At 63.2% G+C, this 23,207-nt stretch carries 22 protein-coding genes and 1 pseudogene; 13 read left to right on the forward strand and 10 right to left on the reverse strand.

Translation table 11 applies throughout. The annotated features are described in order from the left end of the window. From M1B35_RS29585 to fae, 3 genes are all read right to left on the reverse strand, one after another. Positions 1–760: aldehyde dehydrogenase family protein (locus M1B35_RS29585; RefSeq protein WP_268263818.1), on the reverse strand; the 760-nt coding region annotated here is incomplete at its 3' end. Further along, positions 757–1,791, reverse strand: a complete 1,035-nt coding sequence (locus M1B35_RS29590; protein ID WP_268263819.1) for an aldo/keto reductase — start codon at positions 1,789–1,791, stop codon at positions 757–759. The genes M1B35_RS29590 and M1B35_RS29585, both read right to left, overlap by 4 nt. A gap of 10 nt (positions 1,792–1,801) precedes the next feature. After that, complete coding sequence (fae, locus tag M1B35_RS29595; protein ID WP_123331788.1) at positions 1,802–2,314, reverse strand: formaldehyde-activating enzyme; 513 nt, start codon at positions 2,312–2,314, stop codon at positions 1,802–1,804. A 312-nt stretch (positions 2,315–2,626) separates the two neighbouring features. On the opposite strand from fae, the gene M1B35_RS29600 reads away from it, so the two are divergent. Continuing rightward, complete coding sequence (locus M1B35_RS29600; protein ID WP_268263820.1) at positions 2,627–3,013, forward strand: GFA family protein; 387 nt, start codon at positions 2,627–2,629, stop codon at positions 3,011–3,013. Beyond that, on the forward strand, positions 3,010–3,480 hold the full coding sequence (locus M1B35_RS29605; protein WP_123331784.1) for a hypothetical protein: 471 nt from the start codon (positions 3,010–3,012) through the stop codon (positions 3,478–3,480). Before M1B35_RS29600 ends, M1B35_RS29605 begins: the two co-directional genes overlap by 4 nt. Positions 3,481–3,586: 106 nt before the next feature. Here M1B35_RS29605 and nadE read toward each other — a convergent pair whose 3' ends face one another. Genes nadE through M1B35_RS29620 form a run of 3 tightly spaced genes read right to left on the reverse strand, consistent with a single transcriptional unit; the run spans position 3,587 to position 6,315 of the window. Next, complete coding sequence (nadE, locus tag M1B35_RS29610) at positions 3,587–4,423, reverse strand: ammonia-dependent NAD(+) synthetase (RefSeq protein ID WP_185039198.1); 837 nt, start codon at positions 4,421–4,423, stop codon at positions 3,587–3,589. 2 nt (positions 4,424–4,425) lie between these two features. After that, positions 4,426–5,655 (reverse strand): nicotinate phosphoribosyltransferase, encoded by a 1,230-nt coding sequence (gene pncB, locus M1B35_RS29615; RefSeq protein ID WP_123331780.1) that lies wholly within the window; start codon positions 5,653–5,655, stop codon positions 4,426–4,428. A 12-nt stretch (positions 5,656–5,667) separates the two neighbouring features. Continuing rightward, on the reverse strand, positions 5,668–6,315 hold the full coding sequence (locus M1B35_RS29620; protein ID WP_268263821.1) for a nicotinamidase: 648 nt from the start codon (positions 6,313–6,315) through the stop codon (positions 5,668–5,670). A gap of 181 nt (positions 6,316–6,496) precedes the next feature. Here M1B35_RS29620 and M1B35_RS29625 point away from each other — a divergent pair. The 3 genes and pseudogenes from M1B35_RS29625 to M1B35_RS29635 all read left to right on the forward strand — a co-directional run. Continuing rightward, a pseudogene (locus M1B35_RS29625) lies at positions 6,497–7,027 on the forward strand (adenylyltransferase/cytidyltransferase family protein); the annotation flags it as partial. A 15-nt stretch (positions 7,028–7,042) separates the two neighbouring features. Next, on the forward strand, positions 7,043–7,750 hold the full coding sequence (locus tag M1B35_RS29630; RefSeq protein ID WP_268263834.1) for an NUDIX hydrolase: 708 nt from the start codon (positions 7,043–7,045) through the stop codon (positions 7,748–7,750). Positions 7,751–7,758: 8 nt separating this feature from the next. Beyond that, positions 7,759–8,271 (forward strand): NUDIX hydrolase, encoded by a 513-nt coding sequence (locus M1B35_RS29635; RefSeq protein WP_268263822.1) that lies wholly within the window; start codon positions 7,759–7,761, stop codon positions 8,269–8,271. Here the strand turns inward: M1B35_RS29635 and M1B35_RS29640 are convergent. Then, positions 8,268–9,170 (reverse strand): LysR family transcriptional regulator, encoded by a 903-nt coding sequence (locus M1B35_RS29640; protein WP_268263823.1) that lies wholly within the window; start codon positions 9,168–9,170, stop codon positions 8,268–8,270. The genes M1B35_RS29635 and M1B35_RS29640 overlap by 4 nt on opposite strands. Before the next feature lie 101 nt (positions 9,171–9,271). On the opposite strand from M1B35_RS29640, the gene M1B35_RS29645 reads away from it, so the two are divergent. Then, positions 9,272–10,447 (forward strand): aspartate aminotransferase family protein, encoded by a 1,176-nt coding sequence (locus M1B35_RS29645; protein ID WP_123331768.1) that lies wholly within the window; start codon positions 9,272–9,274, stop codon positions 10,445–10,447. Between the two features lie 54 nt (positions 10,448–10,501). Here M1B35_RS29645 and M1B35_RS29650 read toward each other — a convergent pair whose 3' ends face one another. Continuing rightward, positions 10,502–11,893: a DHA2 family efflux MFS transporter permease subunit gene (locus M1B35_RS29650; RefSeq protein WP_268263824.1), complete on the reverse strand. Its 1,392-nt coding sequence runs from the start codon at positions 11,891–11,893 to the stop codon at positions 10,502–10,504. A gap of 214 nt (positions 11,894–12,107) precedes the next feature. Continuing rightward, the gene (locus M1B35_RS29655; protein ID WP_123331764.1) at positions 12,108–12,647 is read right to left on the reverse strand and encodes a DUF4174 domain-containing protein; all 540 of its coding nucleotides are present in this window, start codon (positions 12,645–12,647) and stop codon (positions 12,108–12,110) included. A 640-nt stretch (positions 12,648–13,287) separates the two neighbouring features. On the opposite strand from M1B35_RS29655, the gene M1B35_RS29660 reads away from it, so the two are divergent. The 4 genes from M1B35_RS29660 (at position 13,288) to M1B35_RS29675 (ending at position 18,133) form a co-directional block, all read left to right on the forward strand. Beyond that, positions 13,288–14,277, forward strand: a complete 990-nt coding sequence (locus tag M1B35_RS29660; protein WP_123331761.1) for a response regulator — start codon at positions 13,288–13,290, stop codon at positions 14,275–14,277. A 3-nt stretch (positions 14,278–14,280) separates the two neighbouring features. Then, positions 14,281–15,243, forward strand: a complete 963-nt coding sequence (locus tag M1B35_RS29665) for a sensor domain-containing diguanylate cyclase (protein ID WP_268263825.1) — start codon at positions 14,281–14,283, stop codon at positions 15,241–15,243. A gap of 129 nt (positions 15,244–15,372) precedes the next feature. After that, entirely contained in the window at positions 15,373–16,698 is a 1,326-nt protein-coding gene (locus M1B35_RS29670) for a YncE family protein (RefSeq protein WP_268263826.1), read from the forward strand. A 565-nt stretch (positions 16,699–17,263) separates the two neighbouring features. Then, the gene (locus M1B35_RS29675) at positions 17,264–18,133 is read left to right on the forward strand and encodes an isocitrate lyase/PEP mutase family protein (protein WP_123331755.1); all 870 of its coding nucleotides are present in this window, start codon (positions 17,264–17,266) and stop codon (positions 18,131–18,133) included. A gap of 35 nt (positions 18,134–18,168) precedes the next feature. On the opposite strand, the gene M1B35_RS29680 is transcribed toward M1B35_RS29675, so the two are convergent. Beyond that, positions 18,169–18,570, reverse strand: a complete 402-nt coding sequence (locus M1B35_RS29680; protein WP_123331753.1) for a response regulator — start codon at positions 18,568–18,570, stop codon at positions 18,169–18,171. 260 nt (positions 18,571–18,830) lie between these two features. Between M1B35_RS29680 and M1B35_RS29685 the strand changes: the two genes are divergently transcribed. The 3 genes from M1B35_RS29685 (at position 18,831) to M1B35_RS29695 (ending at position 23,194) form a co-directional block, all read left to right on the forward strand. Beyond that, positions 18,831–19,496 (forward strand): suppressor of fused domain protein, encoded by a 666-nt coding sequence (locus tag M1B35_RS29685; RefSeq protein WP_268263827.1) that lies wholly within the window; start codon positions 18,831–18,833, stop codon positions 19,494–19,496. A 218-nt stretch (positions 19,497–19,714) separates the two neighbouring features. Further along, entirely contained in the window at positions 19,715–21,088 is a 1,374-nt protein-coding gene (gene ppnN, locus M1B35_RS29690; protein ID WP_123331749.1) for a nucleotide 5'-monophosphate nucleosidase PpnN, read from the forward strand. Between the two features lie 264 nt (positions 21,089–21,352). Further along, positions 21,353–23,194, forward strand: coding sequence for a DUF1302 domain-containing protein (locus tag M1B35_RS29695; protein ID WP_341870168.1), 1,842 nt, complete (start codon positions 21,353–21,355; stop codon positions 23,192–23,194). The last annotated feature ends 13 nt before the right edge of the window (positions 23,195–23,207 follow it).

Below are 23,207 nucleotides of genomic sequence, written 5' to 3' on the forward strand. Positions count from 1 at the left end.
CGTTGCCCCCCAGTTCCAGGGAGACCTTTTTCAAGGTATCGGCGGCCTGGCGCATCAGCAACTTGCCAGTGCGGGTGGAACCGGTGAAGGACAGCTTGCGCACAGTGCCTGAGGCTTGCAGGGCACCACCGATGGCTGCCGCGTCACCGGATACGATGTTCAGTACACCGGCAGGAATCCCCGCCTGTTCGGCCAGCACTGCCAGGGCAAAGGCCGACAGCGGGGTCTCTTCCGAGGGTTTTAGAATCATCGTACAGCCCGCCGCCAGGGCCGGGCCGACCTTGCGCGTGACCATGGCCAGAGGGAAGTTCCACGGAGTGATCGCCGCGACAACGCCAATCGCTTCCTTCACAACGATGATTCGTGCATCCGCCTTGTGGCTCGGTATCACATCGCCATAGGCGCGCTTGGCTTCTTCGCCGAACCACTCCAGGAAGCTGGCGGCGTAGACCACTTCGCCCATGGCTTCGGCCAGGGGTTTGCCCTGTTCCAGGCTGAGCAAATGGGCCAGGTCCTTCTGGTTGCTCAACATCAGATCGCTCCAGCGCTTGAGGCGCTGGCTGCGTTCCTTGGCGGTGAGTGTGCGCCAGGCCGGCAAGGCACGGTTGGCGGCGTCGATGGCCAGGTTGGTTTCTTCGACAGCGGCACGCTGTACGTCAGCGATCAGCGTGCCATTGGCCGGGTTGACCACCGCGTATGTCGGGCCGCCGCTGGACCATTGGCCATCGATGTAGTTACCAGTGCGAATCAGCGGGTTCATGCCACGGCCTCGATCAAATTGAAACGGTCCAGGCCCGGACGGGCGCTGCGCAGGATGCGCTTGCCGGCGGTGTAATCGTTGATCACATCGCAGGGGGTGTAGTTGCGTTCCAATTCATGCAGTTCCTCGGCATCCAATGGGGTGTCGAGGGCCGCCAGGGCACTGTCGAATTGCTCGGTGGTGTCGGCGCCCACCAGCATGCAGTCCACACCGGGATGATTGAGCACCCAGGCCTGGGCGATCTGCGCATTCGACACACCGCGGGCACGCGCCACGCGCTGCACCGAATGGGCGATATCGAACGAGGCCTGGTCGCTGTACATCTGCTGAGTGAAGAAGTCGGTCTGGTTGCGCGTTGACTGCGCCTCGCCGGTGAGCAAGCCACGGGCCAGCGGGCTGAACACCGAGACGCCCAGGGCCTGATCGCGGCAGAACGGGATCATCTCGCGCTCCTCTTCACGGTAGGCGCAGTTCAGTTGCAACTGCATATTGATCGGCTTGACCCAGCCATTGCGCTCGCAGGCCATGAGGATCTTCGCCAACTGCCCGGTGAGCATGGTGGACACGCCGATGTAGCGTGCCTTGCCGGAGCGCACGATGTCGTTCATGGCCCTCATGGTTTCTTCCACCGGGGTGTTCAGGTCGAAGTAATGCAGCATGAACACGTCGACGTAATCCATGTCCAGGCGCTTCAGCGAGGCGTCGATGCTGTCCATGATGTGTTTGCGCGAATGGCCGCTGGCGTTGATGCCGTTGCGGGTGCCGTAACCGACCTTGGTGGTGATCACCAGGTCTTCGCGGCGGGCCAGGCGCTTGACGATGCGCCCCACCACTTCCTCGCCGACACCGGCCGAATAGAAGTCGGCCAGGTCGATGAAGTTCACTCCGTTATCCAGGGCGTGCCTGACGATTGGCTCGCTCTTTTTCTCGTCGAAGATCCAAGGTTTCCAGTCCGGGGTGCCCATGTTCATGGTGCCCAGACACAGACGCGAGACTTGCAGGCCCGAGTGGCCCAAACGAATGTATTGCATGGTCCGTTCCTCAGGCTTTGGGGGTGTAGAAAGGGTTGCCGATCTGGCCCACCACGTCCGCCAGTTGGGCGCGTTCGGGCTTGCCGGTCAGGGCCGCGCGGATCGCCGTGCGGCAGGCGTTGTAGTTGTTCTGGTAGACCGCATCCAGGTCATCACAAGCCGGGTTGACCCAGTTGGCGGTGACAATCGCCCACTCGTCTTCAGCCTCTGCCGGCAAGGTGCCGTCGAGCAAGGCTTCCAGCACTGCCTTGGCGATCCCGGCCTGAGAGGCGCCCCAGGTCGCGTTGCCGTGCAGCTCGCTGCCAATCGCGGCCTTGTTCACGTACAGGGTCATGGGTTTGACCGGGATATTCGGCTGGGCAATCACCATGAATGGGCAATGGCCCTGGCTGGGTGAAGCCAGACTGTTGGCAAACGCCTGGCCGGCCGGACCGTTGCGCGGGCCGATGAGGATATTGATGTGGGCCGCGTTGACGCCTGGGCCTTCGAAACCTTCACCAATGTAGAGGTCGAGTTCTTTCATGGGTACTTACTCTTGGGAAACGCAGAGGGAATGTCCGGGGTACTCAGCGGCGCACGCGACTCGTGACCGAGGCATGGACGGGGTGGGTATTCGAAGAGCGCAGCGCGAAGCTGGCGGGGACGCGGCAGTGAGGATCAGTCATGGTGCAAACGCTCTTTTTGTTATGGATGAGCTGTGTTTGCGCTGTTGTATCACTGGCCTCACGAGCGACTGTAACCATTAAAAGTCACGGGCTCATGAGCTAAAGTCATGCCCCCTCGATGTGCTAGATTCAGCGCCCTCGCCCACCTGAAAAACCCTAAAGGAGCTGCGATGACAGCAGAGATTTTCAGCGGTGGTTGCCTGTGTGGGCAGGTGCGCTTCGAGGCGCGCGGGCCGGCGGGCAATCCTCACCACTGTTCTTGCAAGATGTGCCAGCGCCACAGCGGCGCCCTGACTACGACCTGGGTCGAGTTCCCTCGGGAGCGGGTGACTTGGACCGGTCCTGGCGGCGCGCCGAGTACGTTCAGGTCGTCGGAGGCGTCCAGTCGGGCATTCTGCGCGGTGTGCGGCAGTTCCCTGGGCGCCCTCGACGACGCACCGACCGTCGCCCTGTTGCTGGGCAGCTTCGACCACAACCACAGCACGGCGCTGATGCCCACCTATCACTCATTCGAAGATCAACGACCGCGATGGTGCGCGGCTGGAGCAGTGGGATGACGGAGCTGGCGACGGATCGGGACGAGCGCATTGCGTCGTTGATCTGGACTTGGTACGGCCAGGATGAGTACCGAAAAATCATCCTGGTGGGCGAACTGGCCCCGGCCCTGGTGTTTCTGACCCAGGACAGCGAAAGCCAGCGCAGGGACATCGGCTGCTGCGCCGAGTGCAACCTCTGGTCCGACTACCTGGAATACCTGGATAACTTCGTCAACCGGTTTCCCGAGCACCTGGAACCGAGGCTGTTCCAATTGCTGCAAACGCTGCTGGCGAGTTGTATGGCCTTGGGGCCGGCGGCCTACGGCACCCTCACCGAAAACGGCTTTGACGACCCGCAGTGGCAGCCGCTGCGGGAAGTGGCCAGCCAAGCGCTGGAACAGCTGGGCTGGACGGAACTGCAAGAGCACCTGCCCTCCCTCACCGAGGACTGTCGAGCCGCCCTGCGCAAGTGGCCCGATACCTTGTGATGCAGAGCGTCACGGTCAGCATTCCCACGCAGGAGCGTGGGAACGATCAGGGCTGACCTCGGGTTCCCACGCTCGGCGTTGCGCCGGGGCGCTGACGCAGGAGCGATCAGTGTGTTCCCGGGCTTTGCGGAACCCGGGGCAGTTCGCGTTTGTGCGCGGTCTTGGCGTAGGCCCGTTCGATGATGTCGCGCACCCGCTCGGTCACGGTTTCGCCCATCAGGTAGGCGTCGATCTCGTCGTAGCTGCAGCCATAGGCCGCTTCATCCAACTTGCCCGGTGCCAGCTCTTCGAGGTCGGCGGTGGGGGCCTTGCGCACCAGGTGTGCTGGGGCGTCCAGGGCATCGGCCAGCCATCGCACCTGGGTCTTGGTCAGGCCCGACAGCGGGGCCAGGTCGCAGGCGCCGTCGCCGAATTTGGTGAAGAAGCCCATCAGCGCTTCGGCGCCGTGATCGGTGCCTACCACCAGGCCATTGCTGAAGTTGGCAATGGCGTACTGAGCCAGCATCCGCGCCCGGGCCTTGACGTTGCCCTTGGCGAAGTCAGTCAACTCCGGCGAGGGTTGCAGACCGTCGATGGCGATGTGGCGCATCAGTCCGTCCACGCTGTCGGCAATGTTGCAGGTGCTGATCAGGTCCGGGCGAATAAAGTCCAGCGAGGCCTGGGCATCGCGCTCATCGGCCTGGGTCTTGTAGGGCAAGCGCACGGCGATAAAACGCGCGTCCTGCCCTTCTTCCCGCAGTTGCTCTGCTGCCAATTGGCACAGGCGCCCGGCAGTCAGGGAGTCGACGCCGCCGCTGATGCCCAGCACCAGGGTCTTGCAACCGGCCCCGGTGAACACCTGCTTGATAAAGGCGATGCGCCGGGCAATTTCAACGGCTTCGCCACCGGCCTTGAGTTGCCGGTCGATCCCCAGTTCCCGGGCGATACGTGTTTGTGTGGTCATGCTCAGGCCCCCAGTTGCGGATTGATCAGGTTGACGTTGAACACCTGTGCCGCGTAGCGCAGGAACGACACGTCTTCACAGACGTTCTTGATCGGGTCATCGGAAAACTTCACCACCGGCTCGCCGTGCACCCGCACCAGCTTCATGACGATGCTCAAGGGTTCAACCCCATCGACATCGCAGGCCAGGCTGGTGCCCATGCCGAAACCGAACCGGGCCTGGCCCCGCACGTGCCGCAGGATCGGCAGGCATTTCTCGAAGTTCAGGCCATCGGAGAACATCAGGTCCTTGGTCTTCGGGTCGATGCCCAGCTCCCGGTAGCGCGCCAGTACCTTGTCGGCCCAGACGATGGGGTCGCCGGAGTCCTGGCGCAGCCCGTCATACAGCTTGGCGAAGTACAGGTCGAAATCCTTGAGGAAAAAGTCGGTGCTGATGCAATCGGTCAAGGCAATCCCGAGACGGCCACGGTACTCGTGCACCCAGTTTTCCAATGCGGCGTTCTGGCTTTCCCGCAGCCGCCCCAGTTGCTGGTGCACCATCAGCCACTGGTGAGCCATGGTACCGATCAGCGGCAGGTCGAATTCATAGGCCAGGTGCGCATTGCTGGTGCCGACAAACACCCCGGGGAAATCGCTGCGCATCACATTGACCACCTCGCGCTGGGCCTTGAATGACAGGCGCCGACGGGTCGAGAAGTCCGATACACGGAACTCGGCGAGCTCTTCGCGGCTGGCGTTTTTTTCCAGCCATTCGAACTTCTGGTAGAGCTTGCGGGTGACGTCCGCCAACTCCACGTCCGGGTATTTGTCGCGGTTGCGCAGCTCGCTGACCATGGCCAGCACCGGCTGCTCGAACATGATGCAGTGCAACATCGGACCGCGAACCCGAATGTTCAGCTGGCCGTCGATCTCCGACACGTGGATGTAGCGCAGATTGAAGCGAAACAGCCCGAGGAACTGTTCGAAGTCCGGGGTCAGGTATTCGCGAAAGCGCTTGTTGAACAGGAAGCGCTGCTCACCTTCACGCATCTGCAAGCCGGCGAGCTTTTCCAGCTCTTCGCGGATCTCTGGGATCAGGTGGCCGAGCTTTTCCCGGGAGCGGACGATGAACTGGTATTCCACGTCCACGTTGGGGTGCTGGTGCAATACCGCCTGCATCATGGTGAAGGTGTAGTAGTCGGTGTCCAGCAAGCTCTGGATCACCCCGGTGTCGCGGTCGAATGCACTTTCCATGGTCATGGTTCCTTATGCGCTGGCCAATCTGGCGGTGTCTTCACGGGTGGCGGCAATCGCGATTCCCGCTTGCTGCATGTCCTGGATGGCCTGGGCCGCGCCCTGCTCGCTGATGGCCCGGCAGGCCGGCAAGTGGATGATCACCTTGAAGCCTGCGGCGGCCAGTTGCAGGGCCGTGGTCTTGACGCAGAAATCCAGGGCCAGGCCGCCGACGATCACTTGGGTCACCCCGCGGCTGTTGAGGTACTCGATCACCCCAGTGGACAGCTTGCCGTGCAGGTCGTGGTAGCAGGCGCCGTAGGGGTGCAGGTCCGGCTCGATGCCCTTCCACACGAAGTAGTCGTACTCGTAGGGCGTGGGCAAGTCGTCCAGCAGGGTGAAACCTTCGGTGCCCGGTACGCAGTGGCTGACCCAGGTCAGGTCGGCGTGTTCCAGGCCGGTGGGCTGGAGCATCTGCGCCGCGTCGGCCACGACCCAGGGCGCTTGCGGGCTGTGGGCGTCCTTGCTGCCTACACGCAGGCCGGCCAGGGTGGCCATGAAATTCAACTCACCGCCGATGCGATCGCCGCCGGCCACCGGCAACTCGTCCGGGCACAGCGGGGTGAAGCTTTTTTGCGCATCGACATCGAAGGAAGCGGTGTTCATCGTCAGGCTGTTCATGCTGGGTCTCTCCTCTGCATGGAACACAAGGTACATGTCATGTACTTTCATATCAAGCACCGATTGAAATTTTTATTGGCCAGTACAAGCTATTCAAACTGCTAAATATGAATGACAGAGGCATGGCGCTTTCAAACAGTCAATGTTAGGGTACACGTCATGTACCAACAGGGAGAGCCACATGTTCGAAATCGCCCTTTACGGCGGCGCCTTCAACCCGCCCCACGCCGGCCACGCCCAAGTGATGATCGAAGCGGCTCGCCACGCCCGGCGGGTGCTGGTCGCCCCCAGCTTCCGGCACCCGGACGGTAAGTCCATGGTCGACTTCGAGTGGCGGGTGCAATGGCTGCAGAGCATCGTCGAGCACTTGCAAGGGCTGTGCCCCGCCGAGCTGGCGGTCAGCCGCATCGAGGAGCATGTGGCCCGGCATAGCCAGGCGCCGATCTACAGCTACGACCTGCTGGCACGCCTGGCCGACGACCTGGCCATCGACGGCAAGCGCATTGCCCTGGTGGTGGGCCAGGATGTGGCCGCGCGCCTGCCCGACTTCCATCGCGGCGCCGAACTGCTGGCGCGTTTTTCCATACTTTGCGTCGAGGAACAACTGGATGTGCGCAGCACCGCCCTGCGTCAATGCCTGGTCTCGGGCACTGCCCTGCCCCGGCACTGGATAGCCCCGGGCATGGATCCGCTAAACTACCGCCTCTACGCGCCCACGGACACTGATATGCCAGACCGCAGCACCCACCACAGCGCCTACCTGCACACCATCGACCTCTGCGTGTTGCGTTACTGCCGACAGACCCAGGCCCTGCACATCCTCCTCAACCAGCGCGACAGCGAGCCCTTTGCCGGGCACTGGGCGCTGCCGGGGATCGTGGTCAACGGCGATGTCGAGGACCGCAGCCTGGACGATGCCGTGGAACGCCTGCGCGCCTCCAGCAAGGTCGACCTGCCCCTGGCCTGGATCGAGCAAGTGGGCACCGTCGGCGATGCGTTTCGCGACCCGCGCTGCTGGTCGTCCTCGACTTTTTACCTGGCGATTGCCAGTGACGCCGCTGAGCCGGCCGCCCACCAGCGCTTTCAGCCCCTTGGGGAAGTGGCGTCGGCAGCCTTCAAACTGCCCTTCGATCACAACCAACTGGTGGCGCAGGTGCAGGAACGACTGCTCTCCAAATCGCTGTACAGCAGCCTGCCACTGATGTTCCTCGGCACTGAGTTCAGCGCCCCGGAAGCGGTGGATATTTTCTCCCTGGTGCTGCAGCGCCCGGTGCTCAAGACCAGCATTCGCCAACGCCTGCTGAAAATGACCGACGCCGGCCACCTGCGGGAAACCGGGCGCAAGAAAAGCGGCGACGGCGGCCGCCCGCAAGCCACCCTGGAACACCTCAAGCCCGCCAACCTGTACCTTTTCGATCGCTGTTTTCTGGAGTAGTACCGAGCATGAAGCCTGTCACCGAGACCCAATGCCTGCTGGAAACCCCCTACTTCAAGGTGGTTCGCGAGAACGGTTATTTCATCATCAGGGAGGCCCAGGCCATCAACGGCGTCGTTGCCGTACCGACCCTGGCCGATGGCCGACTGATGCTGGTGGAACTCAAGCGCCGGGCCATCGGCGGCCAGTCCATCGAGTTTCCCCGAGGCGCCATCGATGCCGGTGAAAGCGCCAGCGACGCCGCCGCCCGCGAACTGCTGGAAGAAACCGGCTGGCGCGCTTGCGAAGTCAAGCAACTGGGCCTGCTGCACAGCAACACCTCGCTGATCGCCAGCGCGGTGGCGGTGTGCCAAGTGCTGATCGACGAACAGAGCGCCGCCGAGACCGACGGCGAAGTGGACCATGTGCTGTGGGTCAGCCGTCAGGAGCTGATGGGCCTGATCGCCGGCGGCAAGATCAGCGACGGCCATACCCTTTCGGCGGCCATGTTGCTGCTGGCCAGCGAAGCCACCAAGGCCTAACGACCCCACTTCTCCAGGGCGAAATCAACGAAGCTGCGCAGTTTGGGCAGGCGATAACGGTCCTGGGCATACAGCAGGTTCATCGGGCGCCGAGGCAGTTGGTAGCCTTGCAACAAGGCCACCAGCCGCCCTTGCTCCAGGTCCTCCTGGACCAGGGCGTCGGGCAACATCACCACCCCCATGCCGCTGCGCGCCGCCTGATACAAACCGGCGGAACTGTTGATCATCAACGAACCGGAGACCGGCACCCGGATCTCTCCCTCAGGGCCGCTCAGGCGCCATTGTTTTTCCACTGAACTCCAGTCGTCTCCCGCCGGATAGGCGAAGGCCAGGCAGTCGTGCTGCTGCAGGTCTTCGGGCCGTCGCGGCGTACCCCGGCGCTGCAGATAGGCCGGCGCGGCGCAAATCGTCAGGGTGTAGTCCTCCAGCGGCCGCGCGATCAGTGCCGAGGGTTCGGGGTTACCGAGGCGAATGGCGACATCGAAGCCGCTGTCGATCAAGTCATGACGCTGATTGGTCAGCACCACATCGAGCTTGACCTGGGGGCAACGCAAGGCGAATTCGCTCAGGGCCGGGGCCAGGCGCTCGGAGCCAAACGTCAGCGGCGCCGTGATCCGCAAGGTGCCGGCCGGTTGGTCCTGCACCTGCTCGGCCAGGCGCTCGGAATCCGCCACCAGCCCCAGCACCGCCAGGCAGCGCTGGTAATACTCGGCACCGAACTCGGTCAACCGCTGGCGCCGGGTCGTGCGGCTCAACAGGCTGACCCCGAGGCGCTGCTCCAGGGCCCGCAAATGGTTGCCGACCATGGTGGTGGACAAGCCGCACTCCAGGGCGGCAGCGGTCATGCTGCCCGCCTCCACCACCTTCACGTACACCGACATCGCCTGGAACAGATCCATTATCAAGCCTGACTTCAAGATGATTAAACAATGGCTGCATTTATCCAGCCCAGGTGGCTAACGATACTGGAAAACATCCGCCACCCCTGGAGTTTTCCGCGATGTCCGCCGCCTGCCTGATGAACACTTACCAACCCCTGGCCCTGAACTTCAGCAAAGGCCTGGGCACGCGCCTCTGGGACACCGCCGGCCGCGAATACCTGGACGCCGTCGCCGGCGTGGCCGTGACCGGTGTCGGCCATTCCCACCCACGGCTGGTGGAGGCTATCAGCGAACAGGCCGGGCTGTTGCTGCACACCTCCAACCTCTACAGCATCGACTGGCAACAGCGCCTGGCCGCCAAGCTGACCCAACTGGCCGGCATGGAGCGGGCGTTCTTCAACAACTCCGGGGCCGAAGCCAACGAAACCGCGCTGAAGCTGGCACGCCTGCATGCCTGGAGCAAAGGCATCGAACAGCCCCTGGTGGTGGTGATGAACAACGGCTTTCACGGGCGCACCCTGGGCACGCTCTCGGCCAGCGACGGGCCGGCGGTGCGCCTGGGGTTCGGCAGCCATCAGGAAGCGTTTATCAAGGTGCCGTTCGGTGACATCGTCGCCCTGGAACAGCTGGCCAGCGCTCACGGCCAACGCATTTGCGCGGTGCTGATGGAGCCGATCCAGGGCGAGAGCGGGATCCAGATCCCGCCCCAGGGCTACCTGAAAGCCGTGCGTGCCCTGTGCCATCGGCGCGACTGGCTGCTGATGCTGGATGAAATCCAGAGTGGCATGGGCCGCACCGGGCGCTGGTTCGCCTGCCAGCACGAAGGGGTGATCCCCGACGTCATGACCCTGGCCAAAGGCTTGGGCAATGGCATCCCCATCGGCGCCTGCCTGGCCCGGGGCAAGGCCGCACAATTGTTTACCCCGGGCAGCCATGGCAGCACCTTCGGCGGCAACCCCCTGGCCTGCCGAGTGGCCTGCACGGTGCTGCAGATCATCGAGGAACAGGGCTTGCTGGCCAACGCCAAGCACCAAGGCGAGCAGCTGTTGCAACGCCTGCGCAACGAACTGCGGGGGCATCGGCACATTCGCGAGATTCGTGGCCTGGGGCTGATGATCGGCATCGAACTCAAGACGCCCCTGCCCGACCTTGCAGGGCTGGCAGCCCGGGAGCAGGGTTTGCTGATCAATGTCACCCGGGGCCAGACCATCCGCCTGCTGCCCCCCCTGGTGATCGATGCCGAAGAGGTGGAGATGATCGTCCAGGCCTTGTGCCGGACCCTGAATACCCATTGAACGGCACTGCCTAGCCGGCGCCCGCACTGAGCGAGTGCGCGCGCCGGCCGTGGCTCAGCGTTTTTGCAGCACCGCCTCTCCGGCCTCGGGGCGCAGCCGCAGGTTGTCCAGCAAGGCCACGGCGGCAATCACCGCGACCCAGAGAAAGGTCAGCTGGAAATCCGCCGTCATCGCCTGCCCTTCATGCCCATGGACGTTCATCGCCAGGCGCAGCAGCAAGGCGCCAATCGCCACCCCCAGGCCCATGCTCAACTGGAAGAACATGCTGAACAGCGTCGAGGCATCGCTCATTTGCTCCTTGGGTACATCGGCAAAACCCAGGGTGTTGAACGCGGTGAACTGCATCGACCGCGACAAACCGCCGATAAACAGAATGAACAGGATCAGCGCCCAACTCATGCGCGGCTCCAGCAGCGCACAGGCAGCAATCGCCAATACCCCGAGCACACCGTTGACCATCAACACCTGGCGAAACCCCCAGCGCTGCATCACCGCGCTGGTGAAGGGTTTCATCGCCAGGTTGCCGGCAAACACCCCCAACACCAGCAGCCCCGCATCAAAGGCCGACAAGCCGAAGCCCAGTTGAAACATCAGCGGCAGCAGAAACGGCAAGGTGCTGATGGATATCCGAAACAGCGAACCGCCCACCAGGCTGACGCTAAAGGTCCGCACCTTGATCACCGCCAGACCCATCAGCGGTTCGGCGCGACGCCCCATGTGCCAACTGGCCAGCAATGCCAGGGCCAGGCCGGCGACGGTCAGCAGCGAACCCGGCCAGAGATGGGCCTGGGCCTGGCCGAGCATTTCCATGCCATACAGGATCGCCGAGCAGGCACCGCCCACCAACACGAAGCCGAAGAAATCAAAGCGGCGCGGGCTCGACTCTTCCTGCTTGGGCAGCAGCACCAAAGCGGCGATCAAGGCGAGCAGGCCCAGGGGCAGGTTGAGGTAGAAAATCCACGGCCAGGTAGCGTGGGTGACGATAAAACCGCCCAGGGGCGGGCCGAGGATCGGCGCCACCAGGCCCGGCCAGGTGATAAAGGAAATGGCCCGCACCAGGTCCTTCTTCTCGGTGGCACGCAACACCGCCAGGCGCCCCACCGGCACCATCATTGCCCCGCTGATGCCCTGCAGCACCCGGGCGGCGACGAAGGTTTCCAGGCTGGTACTCAAGCCGCAGAGCAAGGACGACAGGGTAAACAGGACGATGGCCGAGCCGAACACCCGGCGGGTGCCGAAACGATCCGCCAGCCAGCCGCTGATGGGAATGAACAACGCCACCGCCAGCATGTAGGCGCTCATGCCGATGTTCAGGTCCACCGCCGCCACGCCGAAGGTTTTCGCCATGTCCGGGAGGGCCGTGGCGATCACCGTGGCGTCGAGGTTTTCCATAAAGAAGGTCACGGCCACCAACAGGGCGATCAGGGTCGAGCGGGAGGGCTGCATGGACGGGCTTCCTGGCCAGGGACGAAAAGACGCCTAAGTTACCTGAGGGGCCGGGCGTTGCGCATCCCTCATGGCGCGGCGTTGGCACAAGGGCTGCCGGAGGCAGGAAGACGGGACGCGGAGCATTCTGGAAGGCATTCCCACGCCGAGCGTGGGAACGAGAGTGAGCGGCGAGCCCAGGCTCGGCGTGAAGTCGCCGCCCGGGAAAGCGAGGTTAGTCGTCCAGGGCTTTGGGGGCCGCCGTGGGTTTCGCGGGTTTGCCCGCCTTGCCGGCGGCGGCAGGCTTGGCTTCGGGCTCTGGGGCCGGCGCCGGGGCGGCGGCTTCTTTTTCGGCCATGGGCATCTGGTCGATGGTGCTGAAGATTTCTTTGAGCTCGATGGCCCCGGAATGCTCCAGTTTCTTCTCGCCATCCTTGCCCACCAGGATCACTTTGGTCTGGGCCCCGGCGCCCAGTTTGAGGCTGCGAATCAGGGCCATGGTGGATTGCGGGTCCAGGTCCTTGCCATCACGCTGGCCCATGGTGTTGACCACGGTGTAGAGCACCATGTTGCGTTCGGTAAAGGCTTGGCGGTTGGCCGGCTCGTCCAGGGACTTTTTCAGGGCGACCAGGGTTGGGTCAACGGTGCTGGGGGCAATGACGATCAGCGGGCGAGCCTTGCCTTGATCCTGGGACAGTGGGCCGTCGTTGTCGGCAGCCAGCACGGGGCCGGCGACAGCGAGCAGCGTAGCGAAGGTCAATGACCGAATGAACATGCGTCTCTCCTTTGGTTTTCCACGCTCTAATGATTGCGCATTGCAGAAAAAGGTCCAGGCCGCGACTCAAAATCTGACATTTTTTCCCCTGATACTTCGAGCGCCCCAGCCCTCCCCCACGCAAGCGCGCCGAACTTATAGACAGCCCACTACAACGGCACGCATTGCTTTAATGGATACAGATATTCGATCAAGCAATTAATCGCGAACAGCGCACAAAAATGATGCAGATCAATAAACAACAATAGCCTGTGCGATAGCCGCACATAGTTGTTTCTGCCTAACAGTCGATATTTGCCGCGCCAAACATATGGCGTCAGATAACCGCCTCACCAATCCACACCGCCAACCCCCAAAAACTGCGCCATACGCCAGCAAACAGGGGCCTTCGACCCATACATCGAAATAGACTTACTTATTAACCGGCGCACACCAAAACACTTTCACAAGTTGTTCAATTAATGATTGCCATACACCACGGATAATCTCGGGCATTACTTGTTCTATTCGTGCCGACGGCTCTATAGTGCGCACGCCCGATATTCCTGAAAGTCGCCAAACTGTTGTTGGCACTGAGTTATTTCGTACTTCCGAACACTGCCTACCCGCCTGGATTTTTTGCAATGAGCGTTTCCGCCCCATGATTCCCCTTCTGGTCTGCGACGATTCGAGCATGGCGAGAAAACAGGTGCTGCGTACCCTGCCCGAGGAATGGCGGGTCTCGGTCACTCAGGCGAGCAATGGCCAAGAGGGCCTGCAAGCGATCCGCCAAGGGCTGGGGCATGTGGTGCTGCTAGACCTGACCATGCCGATGATGGACGGTTACCAGGTATTGAGTGCCGTGCGCGAGGAAGGCCTGGACGCGCAAATCATCGTGATTTCCGGGGACGTCCAGGAAGAAGCCGTGCGCCGCACCCGCGAGCTGGGGGCGCGGGCCTTCCTGCGCAAGCCCTTCGACCCCCAGGAACTGCGCAACCTGCTGCACGAATTGCGCCTGCTGGAACCGCCGACACCGGGCCTGCTGCCCACCGCCTCGCCCGCGCCGGTGGTGAGCCTGCGCGACGCCTTTCGCGAAACCATCAACGTCTCCATGGGCTACGCCGCGGCATTGATCGCCAAGGTGCTGGACGTATTCGTCAACCTGCCCATCCCCCACGTCAACATCCTTGAGGCCGGCGAGCTGCAAATGCTCCTCAGCGACGCCAACCGCACCCAGCAACTGACCGCCATCTGCCAGGGCTACATCGGCAGCGGCATTGCCGGCGAAGCGCTGTTGATGTTCCACGACTCAGAGGTCGCCGATATTGCCCGGCTGATGGAACAAGACAGCGCCAAGTACCAGGAAATGGAAGTGCTGATCGACCTGGCCAGCGTGCTGATCGGCGCCTGCCTGAGCAGCATCGCCGAGCAATTGGACGTGGTGTTTTCCGTGGGCCACCCCCAGGTACTGGGGGAACACACCAGCATCGACGAACTGATCCGGCTGAACCAGCAGCGCTGGGAAACCACCCAGGCCGTGGAGATCAGCTACAGCCTGGAAGAACAGAACATCCACTTCGACCTGTTGCTGCTGTTCACCGAAAGCTCCATGGAACTGCTGGCGCAAAAACTCTCCTACCTGATGAACTGAGCCATGACCAAGCGAATGGATTTTGCGGAGTTGCACTGGTTACTGGCGATCGTCCAGAGCATCGATGTGGGCATCGTGGTGCTGGACCTGGAATGCCAGGTGCTGGTGTGGAACAGCTTTATGGAGAACCGTTCCGGGGTGCAGTCCAAACAGGCCATCGACACCTCGTTCTTCGAACTGTTTCCCGAAGTCGAGCGCGAGTGGTTCCGGCGCAAGGTGGGCCGGGTGGTGGCCCTGGGCACACCAGCCTTCACCATCTGGAAACTGCGCCCGCACCTGGTGCGTTTCAAGAATTACCAGCCGATCACCGGCCAAGCCGAGTACATGTACCAGAACACCACCCTGCTGCCGCTGCGCTCGAGCAACAGCGAGATTCATCATGTGTGCCTTGTGATCTACGACGTGACCGACGTGGCCATCAACAACCTGGCGCTGCAGAACGCCAACGGCCGTCTGCAGCAACTGTCACGCACCGACCATCTGACCCAGTTGAACAACCGGGGCTACTGGGAACAGAGCGTGCAACTGGAATTCAGCCGCCAGCGGCGCTACGGCGGCGCCACGGCCCTGCTGATGATCGACATCGATCACTTCAAGCACATCAACGACAGCCACGGCCACCAGGCTGGCGACCAGGTGATCAAGTGCCTGGCGCAATTGATCCGCGGCCACGTGCGCGACTCCGATGTGGCCGGACGCTACGGCGGCGAGGAGTTCGGCATTCTGTTACCGGGCACCGATGAGGTCGGAGCCTTGACCCTGGCCGAACGCCTGCGCCAGGCCGCACAAGACCAGGTGGTGGTCTACAACGAGCAGGCCATTCGCTTTACCGTGAGCATCGGCATCGCCTGCCTGGACCACCCGGCGCCGGACTACCACAGCCTGATCGAGCGGGCCGACCAGGCCCTCTACGCCTCGAAGAAAGCCGGCCGCAATTGCGTGTCGGTGCACGGTCGCCTGGCCTAGCCGACCCGCCGACTCATCCCCATCCGGAGAAAAATCCGCCCCTTGGGGGATTTATCGCCTGCTCATGCGGTCAAGATCGTCGGCGTCTAGCGCCCCATCCCCCTTCTGCCGGAACAAGGAGTCCAGCCCATGCCCACCTCACCCGCCACCGCACCCCAGGCGCAATGGCAAGCCGCCGTACTGAAATACGCCAGCGCCATCAACCAATACGTGCAAGACGGACAGCAACACGGCTGGGACGGGCTCAAAGAGCCCGAAACACCGGAGATCGAGCACCTGCTGCCGGCCTGGCGCGCCGCCCTCGAAGCGCGCAATCGCCAGCCCGCCGATGCCGCCCAGCACCAGGCGTTTCGCCAGGAATGGCCGCCGGCGCACCAGCCCCTGGCCTCGTTGCTCGATAAAGAAGGCCAGATGATTCCGGCCCTGGCACTGCTGGACGACGGCAGCCTGCTGGCCCGCATCGGCAGCGCCTACGAAGGCGGCCAGGTGGTGCGCATCGACGGCGAACGGGTCGAGCCGGTGACCCAGGGCGACTTTTTTGGCCGCTGCCCGCAGCGCCGCTTCTTTGCCTGGTCCTCGGCCAGCGGCATCCGCGTGACCGATGGCTGGAACGGACCGCAAGTCAGCGAATTCCCCTGGCCCACTGGCCGCGAAGGCCTGCCCGAGGGCGTGCCGGTAGACGAGGAAGACGGTGATCCGCTGCCCAGCGCGCTGATCCCCTTTCCCGATGGGCAGCGGGTGCTGCTGGTCAGTGGCGACGGGATTTTCGTGCTGCACGCCGAGGGCGCCACCCGCCTGCTGCGCCGCCCGCAAGACATCGCTCAGGACCTGGCCGACGGCGTTGACCCGGATGACCTGGCCATCGGCTTGTGCATGGCCCACGGTGCCATCTCCCCGGATGGCCAATGGATCGCCGTCGGCGACCAGTGCAGCCATCACCTGGTGTTCAACGCCGAGCTGGCCTTGGCGGCGCAGATCGGCCCTGTCGGTGAATACCCGCACTTCGCCCTGTTCAACCAGCAAGGCGACCAACTGATACTCAATGCGTGCCACTTCTATAACGGCTCGACCCTGGGCGTGGCGGTGGCGGACCTGCCGGGGCTGAGCACCGACTTCTACAGCGACGACCCACGCACCCCGGTGCTGCAGGACGGCGCCCGGGTGTATGCCGGCACTTCCCGCGGGGACGAGTTCATCGTGGGCGATGCCTATGGCTACCTGCGCGCCTTCAGCAGCACCGGCGAGGAGCGCTGGCAGCACTACGTGGGCTCGTCCTTCAGCGCCATGGACATCAGCGCCGATGGCCGCACCCTGGCGGCCAGCACCTATGCCGGCATCATCAGCCTGATTCGCCTGGAGGACGGGCGCCCCGACTGGCAGATCGGCACCGGCGAGCACCGCGAAGAACGCCGCTGGCTGTTCTGGAAAAGCTTCGCCAAACCCCTGGCCTGGTAACCCTGGCCCCTGGCGCGCGCAGTCACCTGGTCGGGCTGCGCGCCCAGGGCAATCCCCCCTGACGCCCTGAAGGCGTCCGCTGGCCCAGCCGAGGGGCCACTACCACGCACCAAAAAGGGCATCACCTTATGCAAGCAATGCATGAGCGACCAATATCCACGGTTTTCGCCCTCGCCAGCCACTAACGCCCCTCCCCGGGTAACGCCTTGTCTACGGCAGAATGGCCCGGAAACAGGCAGGCAAAGCCTCAAAAAACTTTGCAACCTACAGACCGATCAAAAAAGCCAATGCCAGTCCGGCATAATCCTATGCAAATTCGTCATCATCCCCGGGATAAGAGCGTGATAGCCTTTGCACCCTCTGAGGCTTCGCATTACAAACCTGCCCGTTCATCTCGAACACCCGAGCAGAATAATGAAGCCCTGTGCACGCTTGCTTCGATCTTCTCTGCCTCTGTTTAGCGTTTCGCAACGGGCCTTTCCCCTCGGGCCCCCAAGGAAACCGACTGCAAATATTGACTCGTCCTTCCAGGCCGACCCTCTTTCGATCCAAATTCGGAGCTGTTATGTCCAGGCTGTCCCATCAAGATTTGCGCCGTGCCTTCCGTGAACTGATTGCTTCCAACAGCTGCTATCACACCGCTTCGGTATTCGACCCGATGTCCGCGCGCATTGCCGCCGACCTGGGTTTTGAAGTCGGCATCCTCGGCGGCTCCGTGGCCTCGCTGCAGGTCCTGGCGGCCCCCGACTTCGCCCTCATCACCCTCAGCGAGTTCGCCGAGCAAGCCACGCGCATCGGCCGTGTCGCCCAACTGCCGGTACTGGCTGACGCCGACCACGGCTACGGCAACGCCCTCAACGTGATGCGCACCGTGGTCGAACTGGAGCGCGCCGGTGTGGCCGCCCTGACCATCGAAGACACCCTGCTGCCGGCCCAGTTCGGACGCAAATCCACGGACCTGATCACCGTCGCCGAAGGCGTTGGCAAGATCCGCGCCGCGATTGAAGCCCGGGTCGATCCGGAGCTGGCGATCATCGCCCGCACCAACGCAGGGATCCTGCCGGTCCAGGAAATCATCAGCCGCACCCAGAGCTACCAGAAGGCCGGGGCGGACGCGATCTGCATCGTTGGCGTGCGCGACTTCGAGCACCTGGAACAGATCTCCGAACACCTGAGCGTACCGCTGATGCTGGTCACTTACGGCAACCCGCTGCTGCGTGACGACGCTCGCCTGGCCGAGCTGGGAGTGCGGATTGTGGTGGACGGCCATGCGGCCTACTTCGCGGCGATCAAGGCCACCTACGACTGCCTGCGTGAACAGCGGCAGATCTTCACCCAGGCCTCTGACCTGAGTGCCACCGAGCTGGCCCACACCTACACCCACCCCGATGACTACATCGTCTGGGCCAAAGAGTTCATGAGCGTCAAAGAGTGAAACCGGGGCCTCGCCAAGGCGAGGCATAACCCCCCTTACACACGGGGGGCGAAGGCGCCTTCGACGCAATCCAGAATCTGCCCGATGGTCCAGGGCTTGCGAATGAACGCCACCGGATGACGCACACCTGAGCTTTCAGGGGTCTCGAAACCGGACATGATCACGATGGGTATGTTCGGCCAGCGATCACCCACCCGATTAGCCAGACTCGCACCATTCAATACCCCCGGCATGGTGATGTCGGTGAGCAACAACCCCACCTCCCCCGCATGCTCTTGTAAAAATACCGCTGCCGCATCGGCACTGCTTTCTGCGCGAGTGGCAAAGCCTTCGTCCTGCAGAATCTCACAGAGAAATTCCAGGACCGTGGGTTCATCCTCGACCACGAGAATCAAGCGCGCGGCGCCCTCAGGGTTCAGTGACGATACTGCAGACATGAGGGTGACACTCCCTGTTGTGTTGACCTTTGCACGGACGGTAGCCCGCTACCTACGAGGTATGAGCAGCCCCTTGACGATAAATTCATTCTTCCTGCGGGCGGAAGTTATTTTTGCTTAAATTGTGCCCGCCCGAGCCGCTGCCACAGGTCGCAGCCCATGCGCCGGAACTTATCGGCCCGGCGCCTGCCAGAACCCGGCAGATCGGTTCGCTAGGAGCCGTTAATCGTCAGTAGTCGCCAAAAAGGATGCTCAACGACATGCCACATCACCCAGACCATTCATGGTTCGAAGCTGCCTGGGCACAACGGGAAGAACAGCTGTACCCGACGCTGTTCGGCGCCCTCGGCCCCGGCATCTACCCCCTGGACGGGGCGCTGTTCAGCGAGCGCCTCGGGCAGACCGACATCGACCCGCGCTGGCTGACCATCGGCGTCTTCGAGTCGCCGCCCAACGCCCAGCGCGACAGCTGGCTGTACGTCACTTCCGGCCTGTCCAACGCCTGGCACGATGCCCAACCCGAGCCGACAGGCGCGTCCGGCATGGGCCAGGAACTGCTTCTGGAAAGCCGTGAGCAAGCGCCCTGGGCCCTGTCCCTGCTGCGCAAGCTGGCGGGCTACCAGATCCTCCTCGATGCCGGGCGCTTCCCGGAACAGGTGCCGCTGAATGCCTGGGATCGCATGCCCATGGGCGTGGCCATCGACGGCGCCGACAGCCTCCTGCAGACCTTGCTGTTTGTCCCGGCCCCGACCTTCAGCGACAGCTACGCACTGCTGTCCGGGCACTTCGAGTTCTTGCAGGTTATCGGCCTGAGCCAGGGCGAACACGCCTGGGCCAAGGAGCATGAATACGAGCCGCTGCTGCAACGCCTGCTAGACGCCCGGGCAGCGCCGGTGATCGATCCCCGGCGCGCGACAGTGCTGTGAAACTGGGTGCCGCCTGTGCGACGCCCATGGACTATTATTTTTTTGCCCAGGTCCGGGCAATGATGGGTTAGATTCAGCCTGCAAAGGCTTTTATGCGGGCGTTTGCTTTATTCACTGACCGCCATAGAAAATACCCAGCCCCAGCGGTCAGATTCATTGCCGACCTTTTTTTGCCACTGGCCCACGGGCGCGGTGGTTCTGCTTTCAGGGAACTCAGAATGCCCCCACGACACGTCATCAACGCCTCGGTCAGCCCGAAAGGCAGCCTGGAAACACTCTCGCAACGAGAAGTCCAACAACTCAGCGAAGCCGGTTCCGGCAGCATCTACACCCTCTTCCGCCAGTGCGCCCTGGCCATCCTCAACACCGGCGCCCACGTTGACAACGCCAAGACCATCCTCGACGCCTACCACGACTTCGAAGTGAAGATTCACCAGCAGGACCGCGGCGTGCGCCTGGAACTGTTGAACGCTCCCGCCGATGCCTTCGTCGACGGCGAGATGATCGCCAGCACCCGCGAAATGCTCTTCAGTGCCCTGCGCGACATCGTCTACACCGAGAACGAACTGGACAGCCAGCGCATCGACCTGGACAGCTCCCAAGGCATCACCGACTACGTTTTCCACTTGCTGCGCAACGCCCGCACCCTGCGCCCCGGTGTGGAGCCGAAGATGGTGGTGTGCTGGGGCGGCCACTCGATCAACACCGAAGAATACAAGTACACCAAGAAGGTCGGCCACGAACTGGGCCTGCGCAAACTGGACATCTGCACCGGCTGCGGCCCAGGCGTGATGAAGGGCCCCATGAAGGGCGCAACCATCGCCCACGCCAAGCAACGCATGAGCGGCGGCCGCTACCTGGGCCTGACCGAGCCGGGCATCATTGCCGCCGAAGCGCCGAACCCGATCGTCAATGAACTGGTGATCCTGCCGGACATCGAGAAGCGCCTGGAAGCCTTCGTCCGCGTCGGCCACGGCATCATCATCTTCCCCGGCGGCGCCGGCACCGCCGAAGAGTTCCTGTACCTGCTGGGCATCCTGATGCACCCGGACAACCGCGACCTCCCATTCCCGGTGATCCTCACCGGCCCCAAGAGCGCGGCGCCGTACCTGGAGCAGCTCAACGCCTTCGTCGCCTCGACCCTGGGCGAAGCGGCGCAGAAGCACTACCAGATCATCATCGACAACCCGGCGGAAGTGGCCCGGCAGATGACCGAGGGCCTGAAGACCGTCAAACAGTTCCGCCGCGAGCGCAACGACGCCTTCCACTTCAACTGGCTGCTGAAAATCGACGAAGGCTTCCAGCGCCCGTTCGACCCGACCCACGACAACATGGCCGGCCTGCAACTCAGCCATCAGTTGCCGCCCCATGAACTGGCCGCCAACCTGCGCCGCGCGTTCTCCGGCATCGTCGCCGGCAACGTCAAGGACCAGGGCATCCGCCTGATCGAACAGAAAGGCCCGTACAGCATCCACGGCGACCCGGCGATCATGCAGCCCCTGGACCAACTGCTCAAAGCCTTCGTCGAGCAGCACCGCATGAAGCTGCCGGGCGGCGCCGCCTACGTGCCGTGCTACCGCGTGGTCAGCTGACGCTTCCTGACGCCTTCGGCAGTCCAATGACGCCGCGTTCCCTTGCCGGGAACGCGGCGTTTTTCATTCCCGGGTTACCCGCTCCGGAACCCGTCACCCAGCAGCACTTCACCTTTGGCTATAGGCATAAGAATTTCCTAGAGGGCAGGACACGCAAAGCTCCCTACCATGCGCCAGACCCCGCTGAGCGGGGGCCCTCAAGGAAAACACGCGGTGCCCTGCATGACCGTGCGGGGCTGCTGGCGCGTATAGGCGGAGAGCAGCATGCAACGTATAAAAAATCCGGGGACCATGTATCCCTCCCCTCTGAAGCCCCACCCATTGACCCTCGCGCTGGCGATGGCCTGCGCCCTCCCGGCCCAGGCCGAAGATTTCAGATGGGGGGACATCAGCGGCCGCTTCGACTCGTCGCTGTCCATTGGCGCCAGTTGGGGAATGCGCGATGCCGACAACCGCTTCATCGGCGTGGCCAACGGCGGCAGCGCCTCGACCCGCACCGGCGACGATGGCCGGCTGAACTTCCGCAAGGGCGAAACCTTCTCCAAGACCTTCAAGGGCCTTCACGACCTGGAGCTGAGCTACGGTGATACCGGGCTCTTTGTCCGCGGCAAATACTGGTACGACTTCGAACTCAAGGACGGCCGCCAACACCTCTACGACATTGACGATCACGGCCGTGACCGCGCCGCCCGGGCCTCGGGTGCGGAACTGCTGGACGCCTTCCTCTACCACCACTACAGCATCGCCGATCTGCCGGGCAGCGTCCGGGTCGGCAAGCAAGTGGTGAGCTGGGGCGAAAGCACCTTCATCGGCAACTCCATCAACGCCATCAACCCCGCCGACGTGGCCGCCCTGCGCCGCCCCGGCTCGGAACTCAAGGAAGGCCTGATCCCGGTCAACATGCTCTACCTGAACCAGGGCCTGAGCGACAACCTGTCCATCGAAGCCTTCTACCAACTGACGTGGCAAAAGACCGTGCTGGACAACTGCGGCACCTACTTCGGCGGTGATGTGGCCGCCAAGGGCTGCGACTTCGGCATGACCGTCAACGGCAGCGACTTCGACCGCGACGCCCCAGGCTATGGCTACGTGCCCCGGCTCAACGACCAGGATGCGCGCAACAGTGGTCAGTTTGGTGTGGCCCTGCGCTGGACGGTGCCGGAGCTCAACGAAACCGAATTCGGCTTCTATGCCCTCAACTACCACAGCCGCACCCCGGAAAGCGCCTGGCAGGTGGGCCGGGGCGCGTTCCTCGACCCGGTGGGCGGCCTGGCTGGCCAGGGCGGCATCAGCACCGCACGCTACTACCTGGAATACCCGGAAGATATCCGCCTCTACGGCCTGAGCTTTGCCACCAACATCGGCAGTACCGCAGTGTCCGGCGAGATCAGCTACCGACCGAACATGCCCCTGTCCCTCAACAGCACCGACGTCTCCACCGCGGCCACACTGGGCTCCGCCGCCACTCACCCGGCCATCAACGCCGGCCTGCCGATCTTCGACAGCGGCTGGGCCAGCTCGGCCTACGGTTCGCGGATCCAGGGCTACAAACGCATGCCCTACACCCAGGCCCAGCTCACCGCGATCCAGGCCTTCGACCAGGTCCTGGGCGGCGACCGCCTGACCCTGGTGGGGGAAGCCGGTTTCGCCCATATCGGCGGCCTGGACAGCAGCGACGGCTCGGGCCTGCGCTTTGGCCGCAACAGCGTCTACGGCAACGGCGAGCTGGCCCAGGCCGGCAACGCCGCGCTGCTGGGGGTGTCCGGCAACGACATCTGCCGCGCCCTGAACTCGGCCAACCCCGGCCAGTGCACCGACAAGGGCTTCTACACCCAGAACGCCTGGGGCTACCGGCTGCGGGCAGTGCTGGAGTTCAACGACGCCATCGCCGGTGCCAACCTCAAGCCCAACCTGTCGTTCTCCCACGATGTCGAAGGCTACGGCCCGACCTTCAACGAAGGCAACAAGGCCCTGAGCATCGGCCTGGATGCCGACTTCATGTCCAAGTACACCGCCAGCCTCAGCTACACCGACTTTTTTGGCGGCGATTACAACACCAACACCGACCGCGACTTCCTTGCCCTGAGCCTGGGCGTGAGTTTCTAGAGTCCGCTGCCCT

This window comes from Pseudomonas morbosilactucae (genome assembly GCF_023241665.1).
GTDB classification, from domain to species: Bacteria; Pseudomonadota; Gammaproteobacteria; order Pseudomonadales; family Pseudomonadaceae; genus Aquipseudomonas; species Aquipseudomonas morbosilactucae.